Origin of the sequence: Pseudomonas sp. (assembly GCF_032058845.1) — a bacterium.
Lineage (GTDB): Bacteria > Pseudomonadota > Gammaproteobacteria > Pseudomonadales > Pseudomonadaceae > Aquipseudomonas.
Window position 1 is genome coordinate 33235 of the sequence record NZ_DAMCCR010000014.1, and the last position, 26027, is coordinate 59261.

Sequence of the window (26027 nt, forward strand, 5' to 3'; positions counted from 1 at the left end):
AGGGTCGCCGTGCGCAGCCCGCCCCACAGTGGCTGTCAATCGTCCGCAGCTGTCCTATGCTAGGGGCCCTCTCGCTCAAGGAGTCGTCCATGTCCTGGTCCGCCAGCCAGTACACCCGTTTCGAAGACCAACGCACGCGACCGGTGCGCGACTTGCTGGCTGCCGTAGCGCCGCGCCCGGTCCGGCATGCCACGGACCTGGGCTGCGGCCCCGGCAATTCCACCGAGGTGCTGCTGCAGCGCTACCCGGATACCCAGGTGATCGCGCTGGACAACGACCAGGACATGCTGGACCAGGCGCGCCGGCGGCCACGCCTGAACGTGCCGCGGGTGCGTTTCGAGCAGGCTGACATCGGCCAGTGGGCGGCGCCCGAACCCCAGGACCTGATCCTGGCCAACGCCTCGTTGCAGTGGTTGCCCGATCACGCGGCGCTCTATCCCCACCTGATCCGCCAGTTGAGCGAAGGCGGCAGCCTGGCCGTGCAGACCCCCGACAACCTCGACGAGCCGGGCCATCGCCGCCTGCGCGAGGTCGCTGGCAGCGGCGAGTGGGCGTCGGTGTTCGCGGATCTGAGCCTGCCACCGCGCCACCCGGCGACCTTCTATTTCGAGCTGCTCGACCCGCTGTGCACGCGCGTGGACGTGTGGCGCACCACCTACCATCACCCTCTGGCCGGCGGCGTGGACGCGGTCGTGGAGTGGTTCAAGGGCTCGGCACTGCGGCCCTACCTGGCGCGGCTCGATGAGCGGCAACAGGGCGCATTCCTGGCGCACTACCGCGAGGCCTTGCGCGCCGACTACCCGGGCGTCGACGACGGCCAGGTGTTGTTGGCCTTCCCCCGGCTGTTCATCGTGGCGACGCGCTGAACAGCTGACGCAGCGCAGGGTTTGCGGGTGCACGCGAAGTTGTCGAGACCTCGTCGAGGGCGTATAAACTGCACCCCACGTTTGGGCCGATCGCTTCCTGAATCGGCCACAGAGACCATAGAGAAGAGTTGCCATGGGCGCACAGTGGAAAGCCAAACATAGAGAAGCCGCGGCCAATGCCAAGGGCAAGGTCATGGGCAAACTGGCCAAGGAGATTCAGATCGCCGCCAAGTCGGGCGCCGATCCGGACATGAACCCGCGTCTGCGCCTGGCCGTGGACCAGGCCAAGAAGGCCTCGATGACCCGTGAAACCCTGGAACGCGCCATTCGCAAGGGCGCGGGCCTTGATGGCGATACCGTGCAGTACACCGCCGTCACTTATGAAGGCTTCGCCCCGCATCAGGTGCCGCTGATCGTCGAATGCCTGACCGACAACGTCAATCGTACCGTTGCCGAGATCCGTGTGGCCTTTCGCAAGGGCCAACTGGGCGCCGGTGGTTCGGTGTCGTGGGACTTCAACCACGTCGGCCTGATCGAAGCCATCCCAGAGGGTGATGCCGACCCGGAGCTGGCCGCCATCGAAGCGGGCGCTCAGGATTTCGAAGAAGGCGAAGAGCCGGGTTCAACCCTGTTCATCACCGAAACCACCGACCTGGGCGCCGTGCAGAAAGCCCTGCCGGAATTCGGTTTCACCGTGACCGCGGCAAAGATCGGCTACACCCCGAAGAACCCGATCAGTGCTTCGAGCCTCAGTGCCGAGGCCCTGGCCGAGGTCGAAGCCTTCCTGGAAGCCATCGACCACCACGACGACGTGCAGAACGTCTACGTCGGCCTCACCGAGTGATGCACCGCGCCGGGGCCCGCTCGCGGCCCCGGCAGCGCAGGCCCTGCCCATGAACGCTGCGTTTGCCTCGCTCAGCCTGGCGCATTTGCGCACCCTCGATTGCCTGCTGCACCTGAAGAACCTCAGCCACGCCGCCCAGCACCTGGGCTGCAGCCAGTCGGCCCTGAGCCGTCAGCTGGCGCAGCTACGCCAGGCGTTTGCCGATCCGTTACTGGTGCGCCAGGGTCGTGGCTATGTGCTCAGTGAGCAGGCCGAGCAGTTGCGCGCCCCTCTGCAAGCCGTTCTGCAGTCGCTCAGCACCTTGCCCCAGCCGGCGGCATTCGACCCGGCGCGCTGCACGCGGCGATTCTGCCTGGCCGCGTCGGATTATGTGGCCGAGCACATGCTGCCGGCGCTGGTCGCGGCATTGGAGCACGAGGCGCCCGGTGTGTCGTTGAGCTTTCGTACCTGGCAGGCGGGCCGTTATGACTTGCTGGCCACGGATGAGATAGACCTGGCCACCACCTTGTTCGACGATTCCCCGGCCAACCTGCATGGTCGTGTGCTGGGCGAAGATGGCGTGGTCTGCCTGATGCACCGTGATCACCCGCTGGCCGCCGTGAGTACGTTGAGCCAGGCCGACTATCTTGCCTACAGCCATGTGCGCATCTGCGCGGGCGGCGACAAGGACAGTTTCATCGACCGTCATCTGCGTGAGCAGGGCCTGCAGCGGCGCATCGTCCTCGATGTACCGTTCTTCACCGCTACCGTGCAGGTGCTCGCCAGCACCCGGTATCTGGCGACCTTGCCCGAACACATCGCCCGCCAGCTCTGCCAGCGCCACCCGTTGACCTGGCGCCGCCTGGGATTCGTCGAACACAGCCAACGCTACTGGGTGGTGTGGCACCAACGCTGGCACGGCTCGCCCGAACACCGCTGGTTGCGCGAGCGAGTGTTTGCCCTGTGGCGGGAATCACAGTTCAGCGTGCAGAGCCGTCCAGCGCCAACGGCGTAGCGTGGGCGGACGCCACTGGCTGGCGACCCAACGCAGTTCGCCCAGGCAGCGCGGCTTGCCAGCTGGCAACTGGGGCTCAGGCGGAAATCGCCGTGTCCGTTGCCAAGCCCTCCCTACCGCGCGGAGGCCCACCGCCGACAGCCCCGAGTGCGCGACGCGGCATCCCGACTACCGCGCAACTCACCGCTTCGCCCATAGCAGCTATGCGCCAGCCGCAGTACCTGCGGTACGCGATGGACGCCTACACTCGGCGCATCCATCGACCCCTCAAGGAGCCACTGCCCGTGACCCCCGAACAATTCCGTCAGCATGGCCACCAGCTCATCGACCTGATCGCCGACTATCGCCAGCACGTGGCCGAGCGTCCGGTGATGGCCCAGGTCGAGCCGGGCTACCTCAAGGCCGCATTGCCCGACGCAGCACCGCAACACGGTGAACCGTTCAGCCGCATTCTCGAAGACGTCGACCAGTTGCTGATGCCCGGCTTGTCGCATTGGCAGCACCCGCAGTTCTTCGGCTACTTCCCCTCCAACGGCACGCTGTCGTCCGTGCTCGGCGACTTCCTCAGCACGGGGCTCGGCGTGCTCGGCCTGTCGTGGCAGTCGAGCCCGGCGCTCAGTGAACTTGAGGAAACCACGCTCGACTGGACACGCCAGTTGCTCGGCCTGTCTGACGGCTGGAGCGGGGTGATTCAGGACACCGCCTCGACCAGCACGCTGGTGGCGCTGATCTGCGCCCGTGAACGTGCCACGGCTTACGCGCTGGCTGCCGGAGGTTTGCAGGCTCAGGACAAGCCGCTGATGGTGTATGCCAGCGCCCAGGCCCACAGCTCGGTCGACAAAGCCGCGTTGCTGGCCGGATTTGGCCGCGACAACATTCGCCTGATCGCCACCGACGAGCACTATGCGCTGCGCCCTGAAGCCTTGCAGGCCGCCATCGGACAGGACCTGGCCGCCGGCAAGCAGCCATGCGCCATCATCGCCACCACCGGCACCACCGCCACGACCGCGCTCGATCCGTTGCAGGCCATCGGCGAGATCGCCCAGGCCCATGGCCTCTGGTTGCACGTGGATGCCGCCATGGCCGGGTCGGCGATGATCCTGCCCGAGTGCCGCTGGATGTGGCAGGGCATCGAGCTGGCCGACTCACTGGTGGTCAACGCCCACAAATGGCTGGGCGTGGCGTTCGACTGCTCGCTGTATTTCGTGCGCGACCCGCAGCACCTGATCCGCGTGATGAGCACCAACCCGAGCTATTTGCAGTCGAGTGTGGATGATCAGGTAAAGAACCTGCGTGACTGGGGTATTCCCCTGGGCCGGCGCTTCCGTGCGCTGAAGCTGTGGTTCCTGCTGCGCAGCGAGGGGGTCGAGACCTTACAGCAACGCCTGCGTCGCGACCTCGACAACGCCCGCTGGCTGGCCGAGCAGGTGCAGGACGGCGCCGACTGGCAGGTACTGGCGCCAGTGCCGTTGCAGACCCTGTGCCTGCGCCATTGCCCGCCAGGCCTGGAGGGCCCGGCGCTGGAGGCGCACACCCAGGCCTGGGCCGCGCGGCTCAATGCCAGCGGGCAGGCCTACGTCACGCCCGCGAAGCTGGACGGACAGTGGATGGTGCGCGTGTCGATCGGTGCATTGCCAACCGAGCGGGCGCACGTGCAGGCGCTGTGGAACGCACTGTGCGAGGCGGTGCAGGGGTAACTGCGCCAGGGCCGGTGGCTGACCGCGCGATCACTTACGCAAGCCGCAGCGGCCCTGACGTTTGTTCGTCAGCAAGCTCGCCCCTGTAACGTCCTCTATCACTTCGTTAGTCAGCCTCTATTAGACCTGCAACCTGTCTCGGCTACGCTGACCGAAGGCTGCCCGCCGCCTCGTGCGTCGGCGGTGCATGCCGTCGCCACGCACGTGCTACAGCGTTGGCCCCGGCGCCTGTCCGAGCCCAGGGCTCGGCCGCCGCTCATCTGGCGCAGACCGGAACGCCGAACAGAACAGACCAGAACCGAGCCGTAGGGAGAGACCGATGTCGACCGAATCGAAGTGCCCGTTCCATCACACCGCAGGCAGTGGCACCAGCAACCGTGACTGGTGGCCTGACCAGCTGAACCTCGCCGTGCTCCACCAGCACTCGGCCAAGTCCGATCCCCTGGACGCCGATTTCGACTACCCCAGCGCCTTCGCTCAGCTGGACTTCCAGGCCCTCAAGCAGGACCTCCACGCGTTGATGACTGACTCTCAGGACTGGTGGCCCGCCGACTTCGGCCATTACGGCCCACTGTTCGTGCGCATGGCCTGGCACAGCGCTGGCACCTACCGCATCGCCGATGGCCGTGGCGGCGCCGGCGCCGGCCAGCAACGCTTCGCGCCTTTGAACAGCTGGCCCGACAACGTCAGCCTCGACAAGGCCCGTCGCCTGCTCTGGCCGATCAAGCAGAAGTACGGGCAGCGCATCTCCTGGGCCGACCTGATCGTGCTGACCGGCAACGTCGCGTTGGAATCGATGGGCTTCAAGACCTTTGGATTCTCGGGCGGCCGGCCAGATGTCTGGGAGCCCGATCAGGACGTGTACTGGGGCTCGGAAAAGGTCTGGCTGGGCGGCGACACCCGCTATGGCAAGGCGCAAGCCCCTGGCCAGGGCGATCTGGTGGCAGAGCCGGACAAGCACGGCGAAGAACAGAGCCGTGACCTCGGCCACGACCGCAACCTGGAAAACCCGCTCGGCGCCGTGCAGATGGGCCTGATCTACGTCAACCCCGAAGGCCCGGACGGTCACCCGGACCCCGTCGCCTCGGGTCGAGACATCCGCGAAACCTTCGCCCGCATGGCCATGAACGACGAAGAAACCGTGGCCCTCATCGCCGGTGGCCATGCCTTCGGCAAGACCCACGGCGCCGCGCCGGCCGATAACGTCGGTGCCGAGCCCGAAGCGGCCGGCCTCGAAGCCCAGGGCCTGGGCTGGCACAACCGCTACCGCAGCGGCGTCGGCACCGATGCCATCACCAGCGGCCTGGAAGTCACCTGGACGTCCACTCCAACGCGCTGGAGCAACGAATACCTGGAAAACCTCTTCAACTTCGAGTGGGAACTGTTCAAGAGCCCCGCCGGTGCGCACCAGTGGCGGCCGACCCAGGGGCAGGGCGCCGGGCAAGTGCCGGATGCCTTCGACGCCAGCAAGCGTCACGCGCCCTCGATGCTCACCTCGGACCTGGCACTGCGTTTCGACCCGGTCTACGAACCGATCGCACGGCGTTTCAAGGACCACCCGGAGCAGCTGGCCGACGCCTTCGCCCGTGCCTGGTACAAGCTGATTCATCGCGACATGGGCCCGCTGTCACGCTACCTCGGCCCGGAAATGCCGCAGGAAGAACTGCTCTGGCAAGACCCGCTACCCAAGGCCGCTAGCCCGCTGTCGGCCGAAGACGTGGGCACGTTGAAGCACCAGCTGTTGAATTCAGGGCTGAGCACCGCCGAGCTGGTGTCAACCGCCTGGGCCTCTGCTTCGACCTTCCGTGGGTCAGACAAGCGTGGCGGCGTCAATGGCGCGCGCATCCGCCTGGCGCCGCAGAAAGACTGGGCGGTGAACCAGCCCGAGCAGCTGCGCAAGGTGCTGGGTGTGCTGGAGCAGGTGCAGGCGCAATTCAATGTCGGTGGCAAGCAGGTGTCGATCGCGGACCTGATCGTGCTCGGCGGCACGGCAGCGGTCGAGCAGGCCGCCAAGGCTGCAGGCCATACGCTGGAGGTGCCGTTCCACGGTGGGCGCAGCGATGCGTCGCAAGCGCAGACCGATGTCGAGTCATTCGCGGTGATGGAGCCGCTGCACGATGGCTTTCGCAACTTCACCAAGGCCCGCTACAGCGTCGGTGCCGAGCGACTGCTGCTCGACCGTGCACAGCTGCTGACCCTGACGGCCCCGGAAATGACCGTGCTGATCGGCGGCCTGCGGGTGCTGGGTGTGAACCATGACGGCAACGCTCAGGGCGTGTTCACCGACCAACCGGGCGTGCTGAGCAACGACTTCTTCCGCCACCTGCTGGACATGGCGGTGGAGTGGAAACCGACGTCATCTGACAACGATGCCTTCGAAGCCCGCGACCGCAAGACCGGACAGGTGCGCTGGACCGGTAGCCGTGTGGACCTGGTGTTCGGCTCCCACGCGCAACTGCGGGCCCTGGCCGAGGTGTATGGCAGCAGCGACGGCAGCGCCCGGTTCATCAAGGACTTCGCCGCGGCCTGGGTGAAGGTCATGGAGCTGGATCGGTTCGATCTGAACCACGCGGTGTAGCAGGGGCGGCGCCCTGAGGCGGGCAACGCCTGTCAGCGCCCATCTGCATGCCCTCCGGCCTCGACGTCAGCGCAGGGCATGCAGGTGCGACGCGCCCTTACTCTGCAGCCGCCTCACAGGCGCGCTGCAGCTGTTCGATCATCTGCGCTGTGTGCGCCTCGCTCAGGACGATGCCCTGATCGGTATCGATCAACGCCCCTGCCTCCATGCGCGCGTTGAACCAGTCCTCGATGAACCCCGGGGCGTAGCCACCCGTACTGAAACCTCTGCCGCCGAAGGCGATCATGGGCGAATAGGCGTCGAGGTACTGCTGGCGGCTGTCCAACCGGTGGCGGTGCTGGTACACCCAGAACTGCACGTCATACAGCAGGTAGGACGAGGGGTCGGCGTGCAGGGCGAAGCAGCGTTTTTCCTGCAGCAGGCGCAGGCTGACGGCACGTACCGCCTCACCGATGCGAGGGAACGGCGCGAAGTCCGTCAGCAGCGGCGCAAGCATGTCCGAAAACGCGCCTTCGGTGACCCGGAACAGGTCGTCCTCGAACAGTTCCTCAGACCGGTCGTAGACCTCCTCGTTGACCAGCCCGCGCACGAACGTCTCGAAGTTCCTGGCCAGCACCGTGATGCGATAGTCGCCTTCCTGATCGACGTGCACCACCTGGGGCTCGCCGTGTGGGCCACAGGCGCGGTAGTCGAGGGCGACCATGTCGTGGCCGGCGCTCGGTGTATCGCAGATGTACACACCGATGTCCGGATAGCCCCACTCCTCGATCATGAAGCGGCTACCCAATTCGCCACACAGCGAATTCATCTTCTGCCGACCGATGCTCAGGAAGCCGCTGATGGCGGCATGGTCCTCGGCCCATGAGGTCGACTCGTCGGTGGGAAAGCACGTGTTGCGCGCCAGACCGCCGTTGTGCCGGCGCATGAAGGCGACATAGGACGCGGGCAGACGGTAACCAAGCTGCGCTTCGACCTCCGCGATGCAGGCGTCGCTGGGCGATGCGTCGACGTAGGCCTTGAGCGCGTACTCGCAGTCGTCCCAGAAGGCGTTCAGATCGATGTCGTGGGGGAAGGCGCTCATGACGTGGCGGCCTGTGCGCAAGAGGCCTGCAGGCCAGCGATGGGTGTCATGCGGTACATGGCGGGGTCCTCGGCAGTGGTCTTGATGGGGCGTCAGACTCATCGTGGCCCAGGGAAGTTCGCCATCGAGGGTTGCTGCTCATGCACAAAGCGCAAGGATGCGAGAGGCAGAATACTCCTGGTGAAGCACCTGACCGGTCGCCCTCGGGTGCCCGGCTCCCCCAGGCGCGACCAAGCTGAGCATCTGGGCCCCTGGCAGGTCGGGGTCGAACAGTCTGGGCCGGCACGCGCAGGCGGTACTGGCTCGAGGGTCCGCCCAGGCGGCCCTTGTCAGGGCTGAGCTTTGGCGACGCGCTCGTACAGCGCCTGGCCACCCACCTGCATTTATCCTTGGGCCAGCCGCGCTCCAGGCCCTACACTGGCCCTACGTATCTACTACCGCAGCGGCGCAACAGCGGCTGTCTGCCTGGAGGTTGCCTTTTCGTGACGCTCGAATCCTCGCTTGCCCGCCTGCCCGGCGTAGCCATCACCCCCGACGCTATTGAAGTCCTGCCTGACGCCGCCAGTTACCGTCGCGCCTTGCTCGGCCTGATCGAAGGTGCAACCCGGCGCATCGTGCTGGTGGCCTTGTATCTGCAAGAGGACGAAGCGGGCCACGAAGTACTCGATGCGTTGTACCGGGCCAAGGCCGCACGGCCCGAGCTGGACATCACGGTGGTGGTCGATCTGTTCCGCGCCCAGCGCGGGCTGCTCGGTGCCGGCAAGCAGCCCGGCAATGCTGCCTGGTACCAGGCGCAGCGCCGCCTGCAAGGCCTGGACGTGGCGATCCATGGGGTGCCTGTGCAAACCCGCGAGCTATTCGGCGTGCTGCACCTCAAGGGCAGCGTGATCGATGACTGCGTGCTCTATACCGGTGCCAGCTTCAACAATGTCTACCTGCACCGCTTCGACCGCTACCGCCTCGACCGCTACCATCTGCTACGCAGCGTCGGGCTGGCCGAAGCCATGGTCGGCGTGGTGCGCCAGATCATCAGCGGTGACGCTACCCCGCGCCTCGATCAGCCCGATGTGCCCGACAGCCGCAGCCTGCGGGGCAAGATCCGCCGTCTGCGCAGTCGCCTGCGCAGCCTGCAGTACGATGTCGCTGCACCCGTCACCGAGGGCCTGCGGGTCATTCCGCTGTTGGGCATCGGCCGTGGCAACCCGCTCAACCATGCCCTCTGCGCGCTGGTCCGCGCCGCACGCGGCGAGCTGGTGGTGTGCACGCCATACTTCAATCCGCCGCGCATGCTCATGCGCGAGATTCGCCTGGCGCTGGGCCGTGGCGTGCAAGTGGAACTGATCGTCGGCCACCGCACCGCCAACGACTTCTATGTTGCCCCCGATCAACCCTTCAGTGCCAGCGGCGTGTTGCCTTACCTGTACGAAGACAACCTGCGCGCTTTCGCCCGCCGCCAGCAGCGTGCGCTGGCCAGCGGCCAACTGCGGCTGCGGGTATGGAACGACCCCGGCCACACCTTCCACGCCAAGGGCTTGTGGGTCGACCAGCGCTACAGCCTGCTGACCGGCAACAACTTCAACCCGCGTGGTTTCAACCTCGACCTGGAAAACGCCTTGCTGATCGATGACCCCGCCGGGGAGTGGCTGGTGCCACGGCAGGCGGAACTCGACGGTATTCGCCGCCACACCGAACAGGTGGACCACGCCAGTGATCTGGGCGAGAAGGGCGATCACCCGAAAAAGGTCCGCACCTTCTTGCGCCGCCTGCGTTACAGCCGCTTGGAGCCGTTGATCAAGCGGGTGTTGTAGGCGCTGTGCGAAATGCCCGCGCGCACCCGCGGTACACGCCTATAACGACTTGCCCTGGCTGTCGGGCGTGACAGGCACCTCATCCTGCGCGGCCACCCGCTGACACAGCTCGATGATCTGCTCGCGCATCCAGCGATTGGCCGGGTCCTGGTCAGTGCTTTCGTGCCAGTAAAGGTGCGTTTCCAGCGGTGTCACCTCCAGCGGCAGCGGCAGGTGACGCAGTTGATGGCGGCGCGCAAAGCGCTCGGGCACGGTCATCACCAGGTCTGACTGCTGCAGCACCTGGCAGGCCATCAGGTAGTGCTGCGAGCGCAGTACCACCTTGCGCTGCACACCCAGCCGCCCCAGCGCCAAATCAACGTAGCCCAGGCCATTGCGCCGGCTGGAAATGTGGATGTGCGACATCGACAGGTAGCTGTCCAGGGTTAGCCGCGTGTCGGCCAGCGGGTGGCCCTGGCGCAGGGCGCAGACGAAACGGTCCTGCAGCAGTTTGACGTGGCGCACCTGCGGGTCCGTGTTGAGCGGCGCATCCACGGCAAAGTCCAGGCGACCGGCGGCCAGTTCCTTGGTGGTTTCGCGCCGCTTGCTGAGAAAGCTCTCGATCATCACCCCGGGCGCCAGCCGGCGCAGGCGCTGAAACAGCGGCGGTAGGATCACTGCCTCGATCAGGTCGGTCATGCTGATGCGGAAGGTCTTGCTCGCCTCCAGCGGATTGAACAGCCGGCTTTCCTGCACCGACACCCGCAGCAAGGCGAGGGCATTGCGCACCGGGCCGATGATGTTCTGCGCCATGGGGGTGGGCACCATGCCCTGGGCAGTGCGCACGAACAACGGATCGTTGAAGGTTTCGCGCAGGCGGGAGAGGGCATTGGACACCGCCGGCTGGGTGATGCCGACGATCTGCCCGGCGCGGGTCAGGTTGGCTTCGGTGTAGATCGCATCGAAGACGATGAACAGATTGAGGTCGACCTTGCTGAGGCTCATGCGCGCTGGGCTCACTGACAGACAGAAGCGCAGATCCTATAACGCTTATGAATGTTCATACACCAAAAAAATACAGTAGATGAATCTGCTGGAGGTGCTTAGCCTGTGCCTCACCCTCTGAATCCCGAGCGGGCGGGCCGAGGACGGCCACAAGGGTACTGACCCGGCTCAGGTCCAACCATTGGGTACGAGCTCTCACGGTCAGGCCAGCGCCCATGAACGCCTGCCAGACTCCGCCCTCATCACTGCCACTTTCCAGGAAGCGCTGCCCATGGACTTCGACTACACGCCCAAGGTCCAAGCCCTGCGCGAACGCGTTAGCGCATTCATGGACGAACACGTCTACCCGGCTGAAAAGGTCTTTGCACAGCAGGTGGCCGAGGGCGATCGCTGGCAGCCCACGGCCATCGTCGAGACGCTCAAGGCGCAAGCCAAGACCGCAGGGCTGTGGAACCTGTTCTTGCCTGAGTCCGACTATGGCGCAGGCCTGAGCAACCTCGAATACGCGCCACTGGCCGAGATCATGGGCCGCTCGCTGCTCGGGCCCGAGCCTTTCAACTGCTCGGCGCCGGACACCGGCAACATGGAGGTGCTGGTGCGCTACGCCAGCGCCGAGCAGAAACAGCGATGGCTCGAGCCCCTGCTGCGCGGCGAGATCCGCTCGGCGTTCGCCATGACCGAGCCGGACGTGGCCTCGTCAGACGCCACCAACATGGCCGCCACAGCGGTCCAGCAAGGCGATCACTGGCTGATCAACGGTCACAAATGGTGGACCTCCGGCGCCTGTGACCCGCGCTGCAAGGTGCTCATCTTCATGGGCCTGACAGACCCGCAGGCGCCACGCCACCAGCAGCATTCGATGGTGCTCGTACCCACCGATACCCCGGGCGTGAAGATCGTCCGGCCGCTGACCGTGTTCGGGTACGACGATGCGCCCCACGGCCATGCGCAGGTGACCTTCGACAACGTGCAGGTGCCGTTGGACAACGTGATCCTCGGCGCCGGGCGCGGCTTCGAGATCGCCCAGGGCCGCCTGGGCCCCGGCCGCATTCACCACTGCATGCGCTCGGTGGGCATGGCCGAACGGGCTTTGGAACTGCTCTGCCGACGCGCCACTACACGCAAGGCGTTCGGCAAGCCGCTGGCAGAACTGGGCGGTAACCTCGACCTGATCGCCGAGTCGCGCCTGCAGATCGAGATGGCCCGCCTGCTGACCCTCAAGGCCGCGCACATGATGGACACCGTGGGCAACAAGGTGGCCCGTAGCGAGATCGCGCAAATCAAGGTAGTGGCGCCCAACGTGGCGTTGCAGGTCATCGACCGGGCGATTCAGCTGCACGGCGGCGCGGGGGTCAGCGACGATTTCCCGTTGGCCTACATGTACGCCATGCAACGGACATTGCGCCTGGCCGATGGCCCGGACGAAGTGCATCGGGCGACGATTGGCAAGCTAGAGCTGAGCCGCTACCTGCCTGCGCAGCGCTAGCGCCTTGATTCGCACACCAGGCCCCAGCCAAGTATCGATCAGGCGACCGACGATGTGTGACGGGCAGGCGCCTGCAGCCACGCCAGCGCATGCCGGCGTGGCTGCACCTCGTGGTGCAGCGCGCTCACCTACCTCGTCAACGCCGCTTCAGAGCTCCATCAATTCCCTGACTCGAGCTACCAGTGCATCCACTGCAAACGGCTTGGTCAGGATCAGCATGCCCGGTTCCAGCTGCCCATTGCCGATCGCTGCGCTTTCCGCGTAACCGGTAATGAACAGGGTTTTCAAGGTCGGGCGCAGGGCGCGGCCGGCATCGGCCAGCTGTCGGCCATTGAGCCCGCCTGGCAGGCCGACATCGGTGATCATCAGCTCGATGGCGGCGTCGGAGCGCAGCACGGCCAGCCCGGCCACGCTGTCAGCGGCGTCGATGACGCGGTAACCCAGGTCGCTGAGCACATCGTTGAGCAGCAAACGCACGGTGGGCTCGTCGTCGACGACCAGTACGGTCTTGCCGGCCTGATGGCGCACTGTTGGCGTGTCGTTCGGCTCGATCCGGTGCTCGACCGTCGTGTCCTGGGAGCGGGGCAGGTAGATGGTCACGGTGGTGCCGCGGCCCTCCTCGGAGAAGATCCGCGCCTGGCCCCCCGACTGCTTGGCAAAGCCATAGATCATCGACAGCCCCAGGCCGGTGCCCTGGCCGATGGGCTTGGTGGTGAAGAACGGATCGAAGGCTTTGGCCAGCACCTCGGGCGGCATGCCCGTGCCGTTGTCGATGACGCTGATCGACAGGTACTGCCCGGTGGGCACGTCCAGCACCCGTGCGGCCTCCACACCGATCCAGCGGTTGGCCGTCTCGATGATGATGCGGCCCCCTTCGGGCATCGCATCGCGGGCGTTGATGCACAGGTTGAGCAGGGCGTTTTCCAGCTGGCTGGCGTCGGCGCGGGCGCGCCAGTAGCCGCCGACCGAGAAGGTCTCGATGACGATGCTCGGCCCGACACTGCGCTGGATCAGGTCGCTCAGCTCCTCGATCAGCTTGACCACGTCGATGGCCTGCGGATCGAGGGTCTGGCGGCGCGAGAAGGCCAGCAGGCGATGGGTCAGGCCGGCAGCGCGCTTGGCCGCGCCCTGGGCGGCACTCATGTATTTGTCGACATCGCCCAGGCGGTTCTGGCTGATGCGCAGCTTCATCAGTTCCAGCGCACCGGAAATCCCCGCCAGGAGGTTGTTGAAGTCGTGCGCCAGGCCGCCAGTCAGTTGCCCGACCGCTTCCATCTTCTGCGACTGACGCAGTTTCTCTTCAGACTGCATCAGCTCCAGGGTGCGCTCGGCCACCCGCTGTTCGAGGGTCTCGGTGAGGTGGCGCAGGGCATTGAGGGCGTGGTCGCGCTCCTCACGCACGGCGCGCCGCTCACCGACGTCGATCAGCACGCCGGGGAAGTCCAGCGGGGTGCCATCGGCGGCGTGATCGACCCGGCCGTTGGCTTCGATCCAGTAATACTGGCCGTCAGCGCGTTTGACCCGGTACTGATGGGCATAGGCGCCACCGCGCTGGCAGGCTTCGTCGATGGCCGCGATCAACCCGGCGCGGTCCTCCGGGTGCACGGTGGTGACCACCTGTTCGAGGCTCAGCCCAACCCGGCCTATCGCCGGGTCAAGGCCGAAGGCCAATGCAAAGGCCTCGTCGACCGTGAAGCGATCGTGCACCAGGTCCCAGTGCCAGGTGCCGATGATGGCGCCGGCGGCCAGGGCCAGCTGTACCCGCTCGACGTTCTCCCGCGCCAGTTGCTCGCTGATCCGCAAGCGTTCCTGGGCATTGCGCCGCTCGGTGACATCGTTGAAGAAGATACCGATCTGCCGCGCCTGCGGCTCGCCCACGCGCACGGCACGCACATCGAACCAGCGGGCGAATGCCTTGGCATAGTTCTCGAACTGGCTCGACTCGCCGGTCTTGGCCACGTGCCCGTAGATCTGGAACCAGAACGGCTCCAGATCCGGGGCGTACTCGGTGACCCACTTGCCTTGCAGGTTGACGCCGGCCTGACGCTCGAACGCCGGGTTGACCTCGATGAAGCGGTAGTCCACAGGTTCGTCGTTCTGGTCGAACTTCACCTCGACGATGGCAAACGCCGTCTCGATGATGCCGAGCATGGTGCGAAAGCGTTCCTCGCTGCGACGCAGGGCGGTTTCGGCCGAGCGCATGCGGGTCATGTCGAGCATGGCACCGATCATGCGCACGGCACGGCCTTCGGCGTCGCGGCTGACGTGGCCGCGGTCGAGCACTTCGGCATACGTGCCATCGGCGCGTTCGAAGCGGTAGCCGTCGCTCCAGGTGGTGCCAACGCCGTCGATCACCGCGCGCAGGGAGGTGCTGATGCGTGCTCGGTCGTCGGGGTGAATGTGCGCCATCCACCACTGATGACGCATCTGGCCATGGTCGATGGGGTGCCCATAGGCCTCGTACAGGGCGTCGTTCCAGAGCACGTGGCTGCTGCGCAGGTCCCAGTCCCAGATGGCGTCGTTGGTGGCCTTGGCCGCCAGGCGATGCCGTTCCTGGGCCTCGGCAATGGCCTTGCCGGCCAGGTGCTCATGGGTGCGGTCACGCAGGATCTTCATGTAGCCCAGGTGCTCGTCCTGCTCGCTGTACAGCGGCATCAGCTCGCCTGAAGCCCAGAAGCGCCCGCCATCCTCACGCAAATGCCAGCGCTCGTCTGACACCCGACCGTCGCGCAGGGCCAGGCGCATTTCCTCGGCCACTCGCCCCTTGGCGCGGTCTTCGGGGGTGAAGAAGCGTGCGACGTCGTGGCCGATCATGGTGTCGGCGCTCCAGCCCATGACGTGCGTGGCCCCGGCGTTCCAGTCAGTGACAATGCCCTTGTGGTCGGTGAGCACGATGGCGAAATCCACCGCGCTTTCGAACACTGCCCATTGCCGTGCGGCATTGCGTGCACGGCGTTGATGATCGCTGGTCGCAGGGTCGATGACCAGCTCGGCTGCCGGGCTGCTGGCCTGCAATTGCCTGCGCAGGCGCAGCACCTCGGCCTCCAGCGCGTCGCGATCGAGGGTGTGCAAGGGAGGGAACGACCGGTCGGGAGTCTTCATGCTAAGGCGTCACACTGGCCACGAGCACACGCTGGGGCGGCTGAAAAGAATTGAGCGCCAGGCCATGCAAAAGCAGGCTGAGGTGCGGGGGGCGCTGGTCTGCGCTGGAGCGCAGCATACGCCTTGTTGTTGCGGTGGCGACGCGCAATGACTGAAAAATCGAGCCGCTCACATGCAAGAGCGCTCGGCTGCTCATTGATCACCGTGAAACTGCGCATAGGCTTCACTTTCGAGCGGGTCGATCAGCTCACCTGCCTCGTTGCGCAGGCTGAAGTCGTGCTGCTGGCCGCCGATGCTGGCGCTACCGTCAAGGCCCAGCAGCAACGTGTACATCACATCCGTGAGCAGGCTGTCGAACAGCGCCTCAAGCTGGCGGGTCTGTGGCTCGGACAACTGCATAGCCGTCACCTGCGCATGGACCTGCGTTGTCGGTGCCGAGAGCGATTGCACCGCGGCGGCTTTTTCAGCTTTCCAAAGGGCGACGAACTGCTGGGCATTCATAAAGGGCTCGCGTTGAGGGTGCTGATGAGCGGGGCGCGGTGGGCAGTGCAGGCAGTTCCCGGCCCCTGGGCAGAAGACAGGCTGCGCGGGTACGGCGGGGCACTGCGCCTCGCCCAGGTTTAGAGCACCAGACGCCAAGGCTGTTCCAGGGTCCTGTGTGAAAATTCTTGCGCCGAAGATCAGGCCTGGCATTCCCATCGAGGCGCGGGGAGCCCGCATGATCAAGGCAGTGCAACGCAACCTCGCCGTGCATCAACGTGTTTCTTTGCAGGTCGAAGCTGCCGCGAGCCCGGATTGGCTGCCCGGCTGCCCCTCTGGCGCCGCGAACCACACGGGCCAGGAGCTACGGTGGCGGTGGTCGACTTCCACACAGGCGATGAGCTGCTGGCTGGCCAGCGCGGCCTCGCGGTCAGCCTTGGCCGTGCGGTAGCGCACGCTGTGAATGCATTCGCGGTCGCCAAACTCGCATCGGTTGAGCTGGGTGCCGCCGCACGGCCCATTGGCCAGGCCCTTCGGGCAGGTCTCGGGGCAGATGTACAAGGTCTGCTCGAGCCGGCAACTGCCGCAGGTGTCGCAGCCCACCAGCGGACGCTTGATGCCGCGCTCAAGGCCATGCAGCCAGCGGGCCCCGCGTTCGCTGGCCCACAGCGGTTGGCGTACCAGCCAGGCGAACGCGCGGCTCAGCCCGGTGGTGCGGCTGAACAGCTGATGGTGCAGGGCGCCGAGCAGGTGTACGCGCGCTGCTTCCTTGAATGAGGGCTGCACCGCGACTTCGCCCCGCCGCCAAGCGGCCTGTTCAGGGTGGAACGTCACCGGCGCCTCGCCCGGCAGGTTCCAGGCCGCCTCCCAGGCGGCCTGCCATTGCGCCGGATGCTGGATGTCGGCCCGGCACTGCTCGATGGCCGCTTCCAGTGCGTCCATCTGCGCCGGATCATGCAGGCCCGACAGGTGCACCCCGGCGTAGCCGATGCGCGCCAGTTCGGTCACTTGCAAGGCCAGCCGTCTGATGCTGCGCGTCTGGGCAAAGGCCTTGGACTCGGCCGCCTCGGCGGCCAGCATCTGCAGCATCGAGGCCGATACGGTCACCCCGGCCACGTGCTCGAGCATCTTCGCCCGCCCGTGAGTCACGGCGATCAGGCACGCGATCAGGGGCTTGGGCCGCGGCTGGCCTTGCATCCACTGCAGGGCCTCGACGTGCTTGTCCATGTCGAAGCCCAGTTGCAGGTCGAGAAAATCCGCCCCGGCCCGGAGCTTCTTGGCCGCCTTGAAGTACTGCGCGCCGCCTTCTTCCTCGCGGTACTTGAACGGATTCAGCGCCGCACCCAGCAGCCAGTCAGGCCGTGCCTGGCGCACGATCTGCAGGGCGGCCACCGATTCCAGGTAACGCACCGGGTGCGCGCCCGGCTGATGACCGTGCAGGCGATCGCCGGTGAGCAGCAGCAACTGGTCGAGGCCGGCGGCGTCCATCCGCTCAAGCTGGGCCAGCAGGTCCTGGCGCTCGCGGTCCTTGCCGGAAAAGTGCAGCAGTGTCGGCACCGGGTCGGGCAGGCTGGCACAGGCCTCCAGCGGCGACAGATCCAGACGGCTGCCAACGCGATCGCCAATCGACACGGTCAACGGCCAGCCACACAGCTCGCGCCGCGCCATCATCGTCGCCACTGCCGCGAAGCGCGCGGCAGAGGGCTTGGGCACGAACTCCAGGATGCAGGCAAAGCGGCCTTGTTGCAGGGCGGTCTTGAGGGTGTTCATCGCAGGGTGCCTGGCCATCGAAACGCTATAGTGTGCCCGAACGCCAGGTTCGTCGTTGTCTCGCCGCGCAGGTCGCGGTACTGAACCCGACATGGTTGGCTGAGTGTTGGCAGTCACCGTTGGCAGGCCATGTTGGCAAGCGGCGTTGGCAGGCATGCACCACCGGTCGCCCAGGGCCGTTTCTCGACCGAACGGTCAGCGCCGACTCAGGTTCTTCCACTAAGGTATCCAGAGCTGCGCTGAATACCTCGCGACCTCTGAGCACCTGCCTGTGCGTCAGGGGCGTCGGCACAGGCTGCGTGCGACGAGCCGGGCAGGCAACAGCCTGTGGCTCCCGCTGACCACGCCCCCTGTGTCAGGTGTCTGCCTCGCAGCGCACTGGCTACAGAGAGGTTGGCGACATGTCCCTGATAGGTGTCTCACTGCTGGAAATGCGACAGATGATCGAACAGGCCTGCCTGCCCGATCGCTGTGAAGTCTCTTGCCCGGATGGGGTCTGCCTGACCATCCGCCTGGGCCAGGGTGAAAGCCTCGATCACTGCGTGATGCTCACGGGTGTCCCGATCGACAGCCTCAACAGCTGTCGTGATGTTGTGGGCCTGGTCGGCCAACTGCGCCAGCACCAGCGAGGGCAGGGCGCAGCAGCGGTGAGCGTGGCGCGCGCCTGAGATCGGGCGCATCTGCTGGCCGGTCGATACTGCCGCTGCCCCGCGTCAGCGGCCCTGGTACTGCGTCAAGGCTTGCGGACCGAGCTGGGCTGGGCTTCGCATGAGCGTTGCCCAGCCCTGGCACTGCTATTGGGTATTCCTGCCGAAAGACGCCGCCTAGCCTGCGTCCAGGCACTGCGCCAGAAAGCGCGCGGTCTGGCTGTCTTCACAGGCCGCCACCGCCTGTGGCGTGCCGCTGGCGACTACGCGCCCGCCATTGCTGCCTGCGCCAGGGCCGATGTCGATGACCCAGTCGCTCTGCGCAACCACGCGCATGTCGTGCTCGACGACCAGTACGCTGTGCCCGGCATCGACCAGGCGGTTGAGCTGCAGCAGCAAGCGGTCGACGTCTTCCGGATGCAGCCCGGTGGTGGGCTCATCCAGCACGTACAAGGTCGCACCGCGCGCTTGACGCTGCAGTTCGGTGGCCAACTTGATGCGCTGCGCTTCACCGCCCGAGAGCTCGGTGGCCGGCTGCCCGAGGCGCAGGTAACCCAGGCCGATGTCTTCCAGTACCTGCAAGCTGCGGCGAATGGCCGGATGTTCGGCAAAGACCTGCAGCGCCTGGCGGACCGTATGCTGCAAGACCTCGGCGATGCTCAGGCCCTGCCAGGTAATGGCCAGGGTTTCAGGGTTGTAGCGGGCGCCGTGGCAGGTCGGGCAGGGCGCATACACGCTGGGCATGAACAGCAACTCCACGCTGACGAAACCTTCGCCCTCGCACTGCGGGCAGCGACCCTTGGCGACGTTGAAGGAGAAACGCCCGGCATCGAAACCCTGGGCCCTGGCCTCATCGGTGCTGGCGAACAGCTTGCGCACGTGGTCGAACAGGCCGGTGTAAGTGGCCAGGTTCGAGCGCGGGGTACGGCCAATGGGTTTCTGGTCGACAGCCACCAGGCGCTTGAGGTGTTCCAGCCCGGCCGTGACCTGGCCGGTGCTGGCCATCTCCACATCCTCTTCCAGCGTGGCGCTGTCCTGCTCGGCAGGCGCCTGCCCCCGGCCCAGGTGAGCGCCCACCAGTTCGAGCAGTGCCTGGCTGACCAGGCTGGATTTGCCCGAACCGCTGATACCGGTGACCGAGGTGAAACAGCCCAGCGGCACGGCCACGCTCAGCTGCTGCAGGTTGTTGCGCGTGATGCCCTCCAGGTGCAGCCAGTGTGCCGGCTCGCGCAGCGCAGGTGCGCTGGCGGTGTGCTCGGCGAACAGGTAGGGCCGCGTGCGCGACTCGGTCACCTTCGCCAGCCCCACTGGCGGGCCGCTGTACAGCACGCGGCCACCCTGTTCCCCGGCCGCGGGGCCGACGTCCACCAGCCAGTCGGCGCGGCGCATGGTCTCGACGTCGTGCTCGACCACGTACACCGAGTTACCCGCCTGCTTGAGCCGCTGCAGCGCGGTATACAGCGCCTCGCTGTCGGCCGGATGCAGCCCGGCCGACGGCTCGTCGAGCACGTAGATCACGCCGAACAGTTGCGCGTTGAGCTGGGTCGCCAGACGCAGACGTTGCAGCTCGCCCGACGACAGGCTCGGCGTACTGCGGCCCAGCGAGAGATAGCCCAGGCCCAGATCGAGCAGGCTTTGCAGGCGCTGCAGCAGTTCCTCGGCGATGCGCTGGGCGGCCAGTTGTTTCTCGGCCGACAACACGGGGGCTGTCGACGCGCCGCCCGTGTCGAGCACCCGGCGCAGCACCTGGCCCAGCTCGGCCAGGCTCAGTTGCGACAGCTCAGCGATGTCCAGGCCATCGAAGGTCACGCTCAATGCCGCTGGCTTGAGCCGTTTGCCGCCACACGCCGGGCATGGGCCGGGGCGCATGAACTGCGACACGCGCTGGCGCATCTGCGCGCTCTGCGAGTGCATGAAGGTGTGCAGCACATAGCGTTTGGCACCGCTGAAGGTGCCCTGGTAGCTGGGTTCGAGCTTGCGCTCGAGCGCCGTACGGGTCTGCGCAGGTGTAAGGCCGGCGTACACGGGGACGGTCGGCGTCTGTTCGGTGAACAGAATCCAGTCGCGCTCGGCCTGGGGCAGATCGCGCCACGGCATGTCGACGTCGTAGCCCATCGTCACCAGGATGTCGCGCAGGTTCTGCCCTTGCCAGGCCGGCGGCCAGGCGGCAATGGCGCGTTCGCGGATGCTCAGCGAGGGGTCGGGCACCAGGGTCGCTTCGGTCACCTCATAGACCCGGCCCAGGCCATGGCACTCGGCGCAGGCGCCCTGTGGCGTGTTGGCGGAGAAATCCTCGGCGTACAGCATCGGCTGGCCGGCCGGATAATGCCCGGCACGCGAATACAGCATGCGGATCGAACTCGACAGCGTGGTAACGCTGCCCACCGAGGAGCGTGCGCTCGGCGTGCCGCGCTGCTGTTGCAAGGCCACCGCCGGTGGAAGGCCGTCGATTGCGTCTACATCCGGTACGCCGGCCTGGTCGATCAGGCGCCGGGCGTAGGGTGCGACCGATTCGAAATAGCGGCGCTGCGCCTCGGCGTACACCGTCGAGAATGCCAGGGACGATTTGCCCGACCCGGACACACCGGTGAACACCACCAATGCATCGCGGGGGATGTCGACATCGACGTTCTTGAGGTTGTGCTCACGGGCGCCGCGCACGCTGACGAAGCCGGTGGGCTGGAAGGGTGAGGGCGACTTCGGGGGCATGGGGCGTCCTGTCACGTAGTGATTGCACAGGGTGCGCGCCGCGGGTTCGGAACCGGTCGTCTGCGCGGCGGCGCAGCCCTGAGGGCTGAAGACTCTCCCACAAGGACCGTGCCGGCGCGACAGACGTTCAAGAGGGTTTACAGCTCAGGCGTTCAAGGCCACGCCCTGTTGCAGCCGTTCGAGCATTGCGCTGCGCAGCGCATACGGGCGTTTGACCCGCAGCGCGCCGGCATGGGCCAGCAGCCAGGCCATCAGCGCTGCGTCCTCGGCGAGCGTGGCCCAGAGGTGCGCGCCGCCGGTTTCATCGCGGCGCAGCTGCATGTCGGGCGACAGCGGTGCGTCGAGCAACTGGCCGGCCAGCGCCGCGTTCACCCACAGCTCCAGCTCCAGCCTCGGCGCGTCGCTGCGCTGGCGAGGGTCAGCCAAGGTGTCATGCTCGAAGCCCTGCACGCCCATCTCGGGCAGCAAGTACCAGCCAAAGGGCGTGCCTTTGTCGTTGCAGCGCAATGGAAACAACGTCGACAACTCGTTGAGGTCGCGCTCGATCGTGCGTTTGCTGGTGCTGTGGCCAGCTTCGCTCAGGGCGCGGTGCAGGTGGGTCGAGGTGGTCCCGGGGTGCTGGGTGGGCAACAGTTTGAGCAGTTGCCACTGACGGGCGATGGTGTGGCGGGTGGAATTGCTGGGCAAGGGGCGGTCCGGTAGTGGCACATGGCTATGTTTGCAGCATAGCGTGTGCCGCGAGCCTCGCCAAGCGCCGTACGGCAGCCGATCGATGCGCGCTACGATTCGGTTGGAGGGCCCGCGCAGACGTCCCAGAGACTGGCCGCGCTGGCTTGGTGGAGCGCAAACCGTGTGGTGGGTGCGCGATACGCGCCATTGGGTCAGCGGGCGTCGAGCTGCCCCTCACCTTGACCGGCACGCCGCTGCTGCGACGTCTGCACGGTACAGCGACACTTGCCCGCCCCGTGCAGCATCCGGGACCGCTTAGAAGGTGTACGCAACGCCCGCCTGAACGGTGCGCGGCGCACCGGGGTAGGCGTAGGTGTTGAACGCGCCTTCGTCGTAGCCTTTGTTGAAGGCGTTCTTCAGGTCGAGGTTCAGGCGTACGTGTTCGTTGACCTTGTAGTAGCTGAGCAGGTCGACGACGCTGTAGCGGTCCATGGTGTAGGTCAGCGCTTCGGTCTGGCCGTTGCGATCATCGACGTACTTCAGGCCCACGCCCAGACCCAGGCCTTTGGCGAAGCCGTCCTGGAACTCGTAAGTGTTGAGCAGGCTGAAGCTGTTGCGCGGGATATTGGCCAGGCGGGTGCCGGAAGGCAGGCGGTTGTCTTTGGTCACCTGCGCGTCGACGTAGGCGTAGCCGCCGATCATGCGCCACTCGGGGGTGATGTTGCCGGCTACGTTGAGGTCGAAGCCGCGGCTGCGGACTTCCCCGGCGGCGATGCTGTAGGTCGGGTCGATCGGGTCGCGGGTGAGCACGTTTTCCTTGTCGATGTGGTAGATCGCGGCGTCGACGCTCAACCGACGGTCCAGCGCTTCCCACTTCACGCCCAGCTCGTAGGATCTGCCTTTTTCCGGATCGAAACCGCCGCCTTCGCGCGCTGCGCCACTGTTGGGCTTGAACGAGCGGGCCGTGTTCGCATAGACCGCCACGGTGTCGGTGATGTCGTAGATCAGGCCCAGGCGCGGGGTCACGCCGTTCTCGGCGTTCTCGAAGTCCCGGGTGTTGGAAATGTGGTCGTCATAGTCATGCTCGAAGCGCTCGAAACGCACCCCCGCCAGGGCTTTGAGGCGCTCGGTCAGGGCGACCTGGTCCTGGATGAAGAATGCCCAGGTCTTGAGGTTTTCCTTGTCCCAGGTCGTGGTGCGCGTCAGGGCCGGGCGTGGCTGGCCCAGGACCGGGTTGTAGAGGTCGATCGGGTAGGTGCCCGGCGCGGCAGACGAGCGCTGGATGATCGAGTTGTAGTCGTAGTCTTCGTACTCGATACCGGTCAGCAGCGTGTGCGAGAACCTTCCGGTATCGAAGTGGCCGGTCAGGTTCAACTGATAGTCGCGATCAGTCCATTCCAGCTTGCGGTAGTTGAAGTTGCGCTGCAGGGTGCGGCCATCCAGTGGCGCACCGTTGGCCTCGACTGCATTGCCCTTGAGGCTGCCATCGAGCCACTGCATCCCGCCGCCCAGGGTCCAGTCGTCATTGAGCTGATGCTCGAAGCGCAACTGGGCCATGTCGTTGTCGTTGTGCAGCAGGTTGTCGCTGCCTTTTTCCCAGATGTAGGTGTCGCGCGAGGCACTGCCGGACTGGGTGGTGTAGCGGGTCAGGCCGCGGTCGAGCGGGTGGTTGTTGCGCATGAAATCGCCTTCGAAGACGATCCTGGTGCTGTCGTTGACCTGCCAGCTGATCACCGGCGCGACGTCGTAGCGCTCCGTTTCGACATCGTCGCGGAAACTGTCGCCACCTTCGCCCAGCAGGTTCAGGCGGTAGGCCAGGCTGCCGTCCTGGTTCAGCGGGCCGGTGGCATCCAGCGTGCCGCGGTACATGCCATGGTCATCGATCTGGCTGCCCAGGGTGACCTTGGATTCGGCCTGCGGCTGCTTGCTGACGATGTTGAAGGTGCCGCCTGGATCGCCACGACCGTAGAGGGCGCTGGCCGGGCCGCGGATCACTTCCAGACGCTCGACGGTGTTGGCGTCGGGAGCGTTGGGGTAGCCGCGGTTGATCGGGAAGCCGTTGCGGTAGTACTCGCCGGTGGTGAAGCCGCGCACGGTCACGGTGGTCAGGCCCTGGCCGCCGAAGTTGTTGGCCCGGCCGACGCCGCCGGCGTAATCCAGGGCGTCTTGCAGGCGGGTGGAGCTGGTGTCTTCGATCACGTCACGGGGCACCACGCTGACCGACTGCGGCGTTTCGTGCAGGGCCGTGTCAGTGCGCGTGGCACTGGCCGAGCGGGTGGCCTTGTAGCCCTGCACCGGGCCGTCAGCGCGCTCGAAATCGCTGTCGGCACTGATGTTGACGGCATCGAGCTGAATGTTGCCGGGCGTGACCGGCGCTTGTGCGGCCCAGACCAGGGTGGGGGCGACGGGAAGTAAACACAGCGAAACGAGCGAACGACGCATCTGGCGAAGGTCCTGAAGAATTATTAGTAAGGACATGTAGGAAAAATCGGCGCGATGGTATCTGCAAAGTATTCGCATTTACAATAGATTTTGGTGTGCCAGATACCGGCGTTTCAGTAGGGGTCAGTTCAAGCAAGGCCCGCTGCATGGCGCTCCGCTTGCATGCAAAAATGCGCGCGTTGCAGATGCCGACCTGTTGCAGTGGTCAGGTCAGCGCTTCGGTATGCACGATAGGCTGTGGGGCAGAGCTGATAGCTGAAGACTCATCACCCGGGGCGGCGCATTCGATTGCCTTGAAATCCACCCTGGCTGAATCCTTTCCGCCGCCCGTAGCCGCGCCGCAGCGCAGGTTGCCGCTACGCCCCTTGGCGCGTACCATGCCAGGCACTCTTTCCTAATAAAATGCGAGTCGGCGCCCTCAATGGGCTGCTGGCGCATTGCCCATTGCCGCGTTCAGGAGATTTACACCCCGCCCATGAATGGTCCTGTTCCTACCTCGATGCCCGCCCCTGAGGGCGGCGGCAGCTGGCTGAGCGTCATCGCCCTGGCGTTGGCCGCGTTCATCTTCAACACCACCGAATTCGTGCCGGTGGCCTTGCTCAGCGACATCGGCCGCAGTTTCACCATGACCCCGGCCCAGGTCGGGCTGATGCTGACCATCTATGCCTGGGTCGTGGCGCTGGCCTCGCTGCCGATGATGCTGATGACCCGCAACATCGAGCGGCGTCGTCTACTGACGGTGGTGTTCCTGGTGTTCATCGTCAGCCATGTGCTGTCGTGGCTGTCGCAGAGCTTTGCCATGCTGCTGGTCAGCCGTATTGGTATTGCCCTGGCCCATGCGGTGTTCTGGGCCATCACCGCCTCGCTGGCCGTGCGCGTGGCACCGCCGGGCCAACAGGCGAAAGCGCTGGGACTGCTGGCCACCGGCACGACGCTGGCCATGGTCCTCGGTATTCCGCTGGGCCGCGTGGTGGGCGAGGCCTTGGGCTGGCGCATGACCTTCCTCGGCATCGCTGCGGTGGCCCTGGCCACGTTGCTCTGCCTGTTCAAGTCGCTGCCGCTGCTGCCCAGTCAGAACTCAGGCTCGCTGCGCAGCTTGCCGATCCTGTTCCGCCGCCCGGCGCTGATCATCACCTACCTCCTGGTCACATTGGTGATCACCGCGCAGTTCACCACCTACAGCTACATCGAACCCTTCGCCCTGGACGTGGCGAAGATCGGCGGCGAGCGCACTACGCTGCTGCTGTTGCTGTTCGGGGGAGCCGGGCTGTTCGGTTCGGTGCTGTTCAGTCGCTACAGCGAGCGCTTCCCCCACGGGTTTCTGCTCGGCGCCATCGGCCTGCTTGCCGCCTGTCTGCTGCTGATGCTGCCGCTGTCGGGCAACTTCTATGTATTCGCTGCGTTGAGCATGTTCTGGGGTATCGCCATCCTCAGCTTCAGCCTGGCGCTGCAGGCCAAGACCCTCAAGCTCGCCAGCGACGCCACCGACGTGGCCATGGCGCTGTTCTCCGGCATCTACAACATCGGCATCGGCGGCGGCGCCTTGCTCGGCAGCATTGTCAGCACCCAGCTGGGTGTCGCCAACATTGGTTGGGTGGGCGGTAGCGTGGCAGTGGTCGGGCTGCTGCTGGCCTTGGCCAGCACGCGTAAGCTGACCCAGCCCGGGTCACCAAACGCCTGACCGGACGCCTCACAGCAGGCTGAGCCAGGCCGAGGCCAGCAACAGCCCGGCCAGCGCGCAGTTAAGCCCACGCAACGCCCCCGGCGTTTGCAGCCACCGCGCGCTGCGGGCGCCCAGCCAGGCCCAGGTGGCCATGCACGGCAGCGCCACCAGCAGAAACACCAGGGCGAGCAGCCAGATGGGCAGCGT

At 66.0% G+C, this 26027-nt stretch carries 17 protein-coding genes and 1 pseudogene; 9 read left to right on the forward strand and 9 right to left on the reverse strand.

What is annotated here, in order from left to right; genetic code table 11:
* The first annotated feature begins 89 nt into the window (after positions 1 to 89).
* The 5 genes from tam to katG all read left to right on the forward strand — a co-directional run bounded on the left by tam (position 90) and on the right by katG (position 6979).
* Positions 90 to 866: a trans-aconitate 2-methyltransferase gene (gene tam / locus RT028_RS04675; protein ID WP_312932968.1), complete on the forward strand. Its 777-nt coding sequence runs from the start codon at positions 90 to 92 to the stop codon at positions 864 to 866.
* A 133-nt stretch (positions 867 to 999) separates the two neighbouring features.
* Complete coding sequence (locus tag RT028_RS04680; RefSeq protein ID WP_312932970.1) at positions 1000 to 1710, forward strand: YebC/PmpR family DNA-binding transcriptional regulator; 711 nt, start codon at positions 1000 to 1002, stop codon at positions 1708 to 1710.
* A 49-nt stretch (positions 1711 to 1759) separates the two neighbouring features.
* On the forward strand, positions 1760 to 2704 hold the full coding sequence (locus RT028_RS04685; protein WP_312932972.1) for a LysR family transcriptional regulator: 945 nt from the start codon (positions 1760 to 1762) through the stop codon (positions 2702 to 2704).
* A gap of 284 nt (positions 2705 to 2988) precedes the next feature.
* Positions 2989 to 4401: a DOPA decarboxylase gene (locus tag RT028_RS04690; RefSeq protein ID WP_312932973.1), complete on the forward strand. Its 1413-nt coding sequence runs from the start codon at positions 2989 to 2991 to the stop codon at positions 4399 to 4401.
* A 319-nt stretch (positions 4402 to 4720) separates the two neighbouring features.
* A complete protein-coding gene (katG, locus tag RT028_RS04695) occupies positions 4721 to 6979 on the forward strand; it encodes a catalase/peroxidase HPI (protein ID WP_312932975.1) in 2259 nt (752 codons plus the stop codon).
* A 97-nt stretch (positions 6980 to 7076) separates the two neighbouring features.
* Here the strand turns inward: katG and RT028_RS04700 are convergent, their stop codons facing one another.
* On the reverse strand, positions 7077 to 8060 hold the full coding sequence (locus tag RT028_RS04700; protein ID WP_312932977.1) for an SMI1/KNR4 family protein: 984 nt from the start codon (positions 8058 to 8060) through the stop codon (positions 7077 to 7079).
* 482 nt (positions 8061 to 8542) lie between these two features.
* On the opposite strand from RT028_RS04700, the gene pssA reads away from it, so the two are divergent.
* Positions 8543 to 9868 (forward strand): CDP-diacylglycerol--serine O-phosphatidyltransferase, encoded by a 1326-nt coding sequence (gene pssA / locus RT028_RS04705; RefSeq protein ID WP_312932979.1) that lies wholly within the window; start codon positions 8543 to 8545, stop codon positions 9866 to 9868.
* Between the two features lie 39 nt (positions 9869 to 9907).
* On the opposite strand, the gene RT028_RS04710 is transcribed toward pssA, so the two are convergent.
* Positions 9908 to 10852 carry a LysR family transcriptional regulator gene (locus RT028_RS04710; protein WP_312932981.1) on the reverse strand — a complete coding sequence of 315 codons (945 nt, stop codon included), beginning with the start codon at positions 10850 to 10852 and terminating at the stop codon, positions 9908 to 9910.
* A 271-nt stretch (positions 10853 to 11123) separates the two neighbouring features.
* On the opposite strand from RT028_RS04710, the gene RT028_RS04715 reads away from it, so the two are divergent.
* Entirely contained in the window at positions 11124 to 12338 is a 1215-nt protein-coding gene (locus RT028_RS04715; RefSeq protein WP_312933000.1) for an acyl-CoA dehydrogenase, read from the forward strand.
* A gap of 147 nt (positions 12339 to 12485) precedes the next feature.
* On the opposite strand, the gene RT028_RS04720 is transcribed toward RT028_RS04715, so the two are convergent.
* The 3 genes from RT028_RS04720 to RT028_RS04730 all read right to left on the reverse strand — a co-directional run bounded on the left by RT028_RS04720 (position 12486) and on the right by RT028_RS04730 (position 17690).
* Positions 12486 to 15440 carry a PAS domain-containing protein gene (locus RT028_RS04720; RefSeq protein ID WP_312932983.1) on the reverse strand — a complete coding sequence of 985 codons (2955 nt, stop codon included), beginning with the start codon at positions 15438 to 15440 and terminating at the stop codon, positions 12486 to 12488.
* Between the two features lie 192 nt (positions 15441 to 15632).
* On the reverse strand, positions 15633 to 15839 hold the full coding sequence (locus RT028_RS04725; protein WP_312932985.1) for a hypothetical protein: 207 nt from the start codon (positions 15837 to 15839) through the stop codon (positions 15633 to 15635).
* Between the two features lie 354 nt (positions 15840 to 16193).
* Entirely contained in the window at positions 16194 to 17690 is a 1497-nt protein-coding gene (locus RT028_RS04730) for a methylenetetrahydrofolate reductase C-terminal domain-containing protein (RefSeq protein ID WP_312932987.1), read from the reverse strand.
* 401 nt (positions 17691 to 18091) lie between these two features.
* On the opposite strand from RT028_RS04730, the gene RT028_RS04735 reads away from it, so the two are divergent.
* The gene (locus RT028_RS04735) at positions 18092 to 18358 is read left to right on the forward strand and encodes a DUF1652 domain-containing protein (protein WP_312932989.1); all 267 of its coding nucleotides are present in this window, start codon (positions 18092 to 18094) and stop codon (positions 18356 to 18358) included.
* A gap of 156 nt (positions 18359 to 18514) precedes the next feature.
* Here RT028_RS04735 and uvrA read toward each other — a convergent pair whose 3' ends face one another.
* The 3 genes from uvrA to RT028_RS04750 all read right to left on the reverse strand — a co-directional run bounded on the left by uvrA (position 18515) and on the right by RT028_RS04750 (position 24157).
* Positions 18515 to 21046 carry an excinuclease ABC subunit UvrA gene (gene uvrA, locus RT028_RS04740; protein WP_312932991.1) on the reverse strand — a complete coding sequence of 844 codons (2532 nt, stop codon included), beginning with the start codon at positions 21044 to 21046 and terminating at the stop codon, positions 18515 to 18517.
* Positions 21047 to 21190: 144 nt separating this feature from the next.
* Positions 21191 to 21733: a WYL domain-containing protein gene (locus RT028_RS04745; RefSeq protein ID WP_312932993.1), complete on the reverse strand. Its 543-nt coding sequence runs from the start codon at positions 21731 to 21733 to the stop codon at positions 21191 to 21193.
* A gap of 297 nt (positions 21734 to 22030) precedes the next feature.
* Positions 22031 to 24157, reverse strand: a complete 2127-nt coding sequence (locus RT028_RS04750) for a TonB-dependent siderophore receptor (RefSeq protein ID WP_312932995.1) — start codon at positions 24155 to 24157, stop codon at positions 22031 to 22033.
* A gap of 475 nt (positions 24158 to 24632) precedes the next feature.
* On the opposite strand from RT028_RS04750, the gene RT028_RS04755 reads away from it, so the two are divergent.
* Positions 24633 to 25838: a sugar transporter gene (locus RT028_RS04755; RefSeq protein WP_312932996.1), complete on the forward strand. Its 1206-nt coding sequence runs from the start codon at positions 24633 to 24635 to the stop codon at positions 25836 to 25838.
* A gap of 9 nt (positions 25839 to 25847) precedes the next feature.
* Here the strand turns inward: RT028_RS04755 and RT028_RS04760 are convergent.
* Positions 25848 to 26027, reverse strand: a pseudogene (locus RT028_RS04760) (LysE family translocator); the annotation flags it as partial.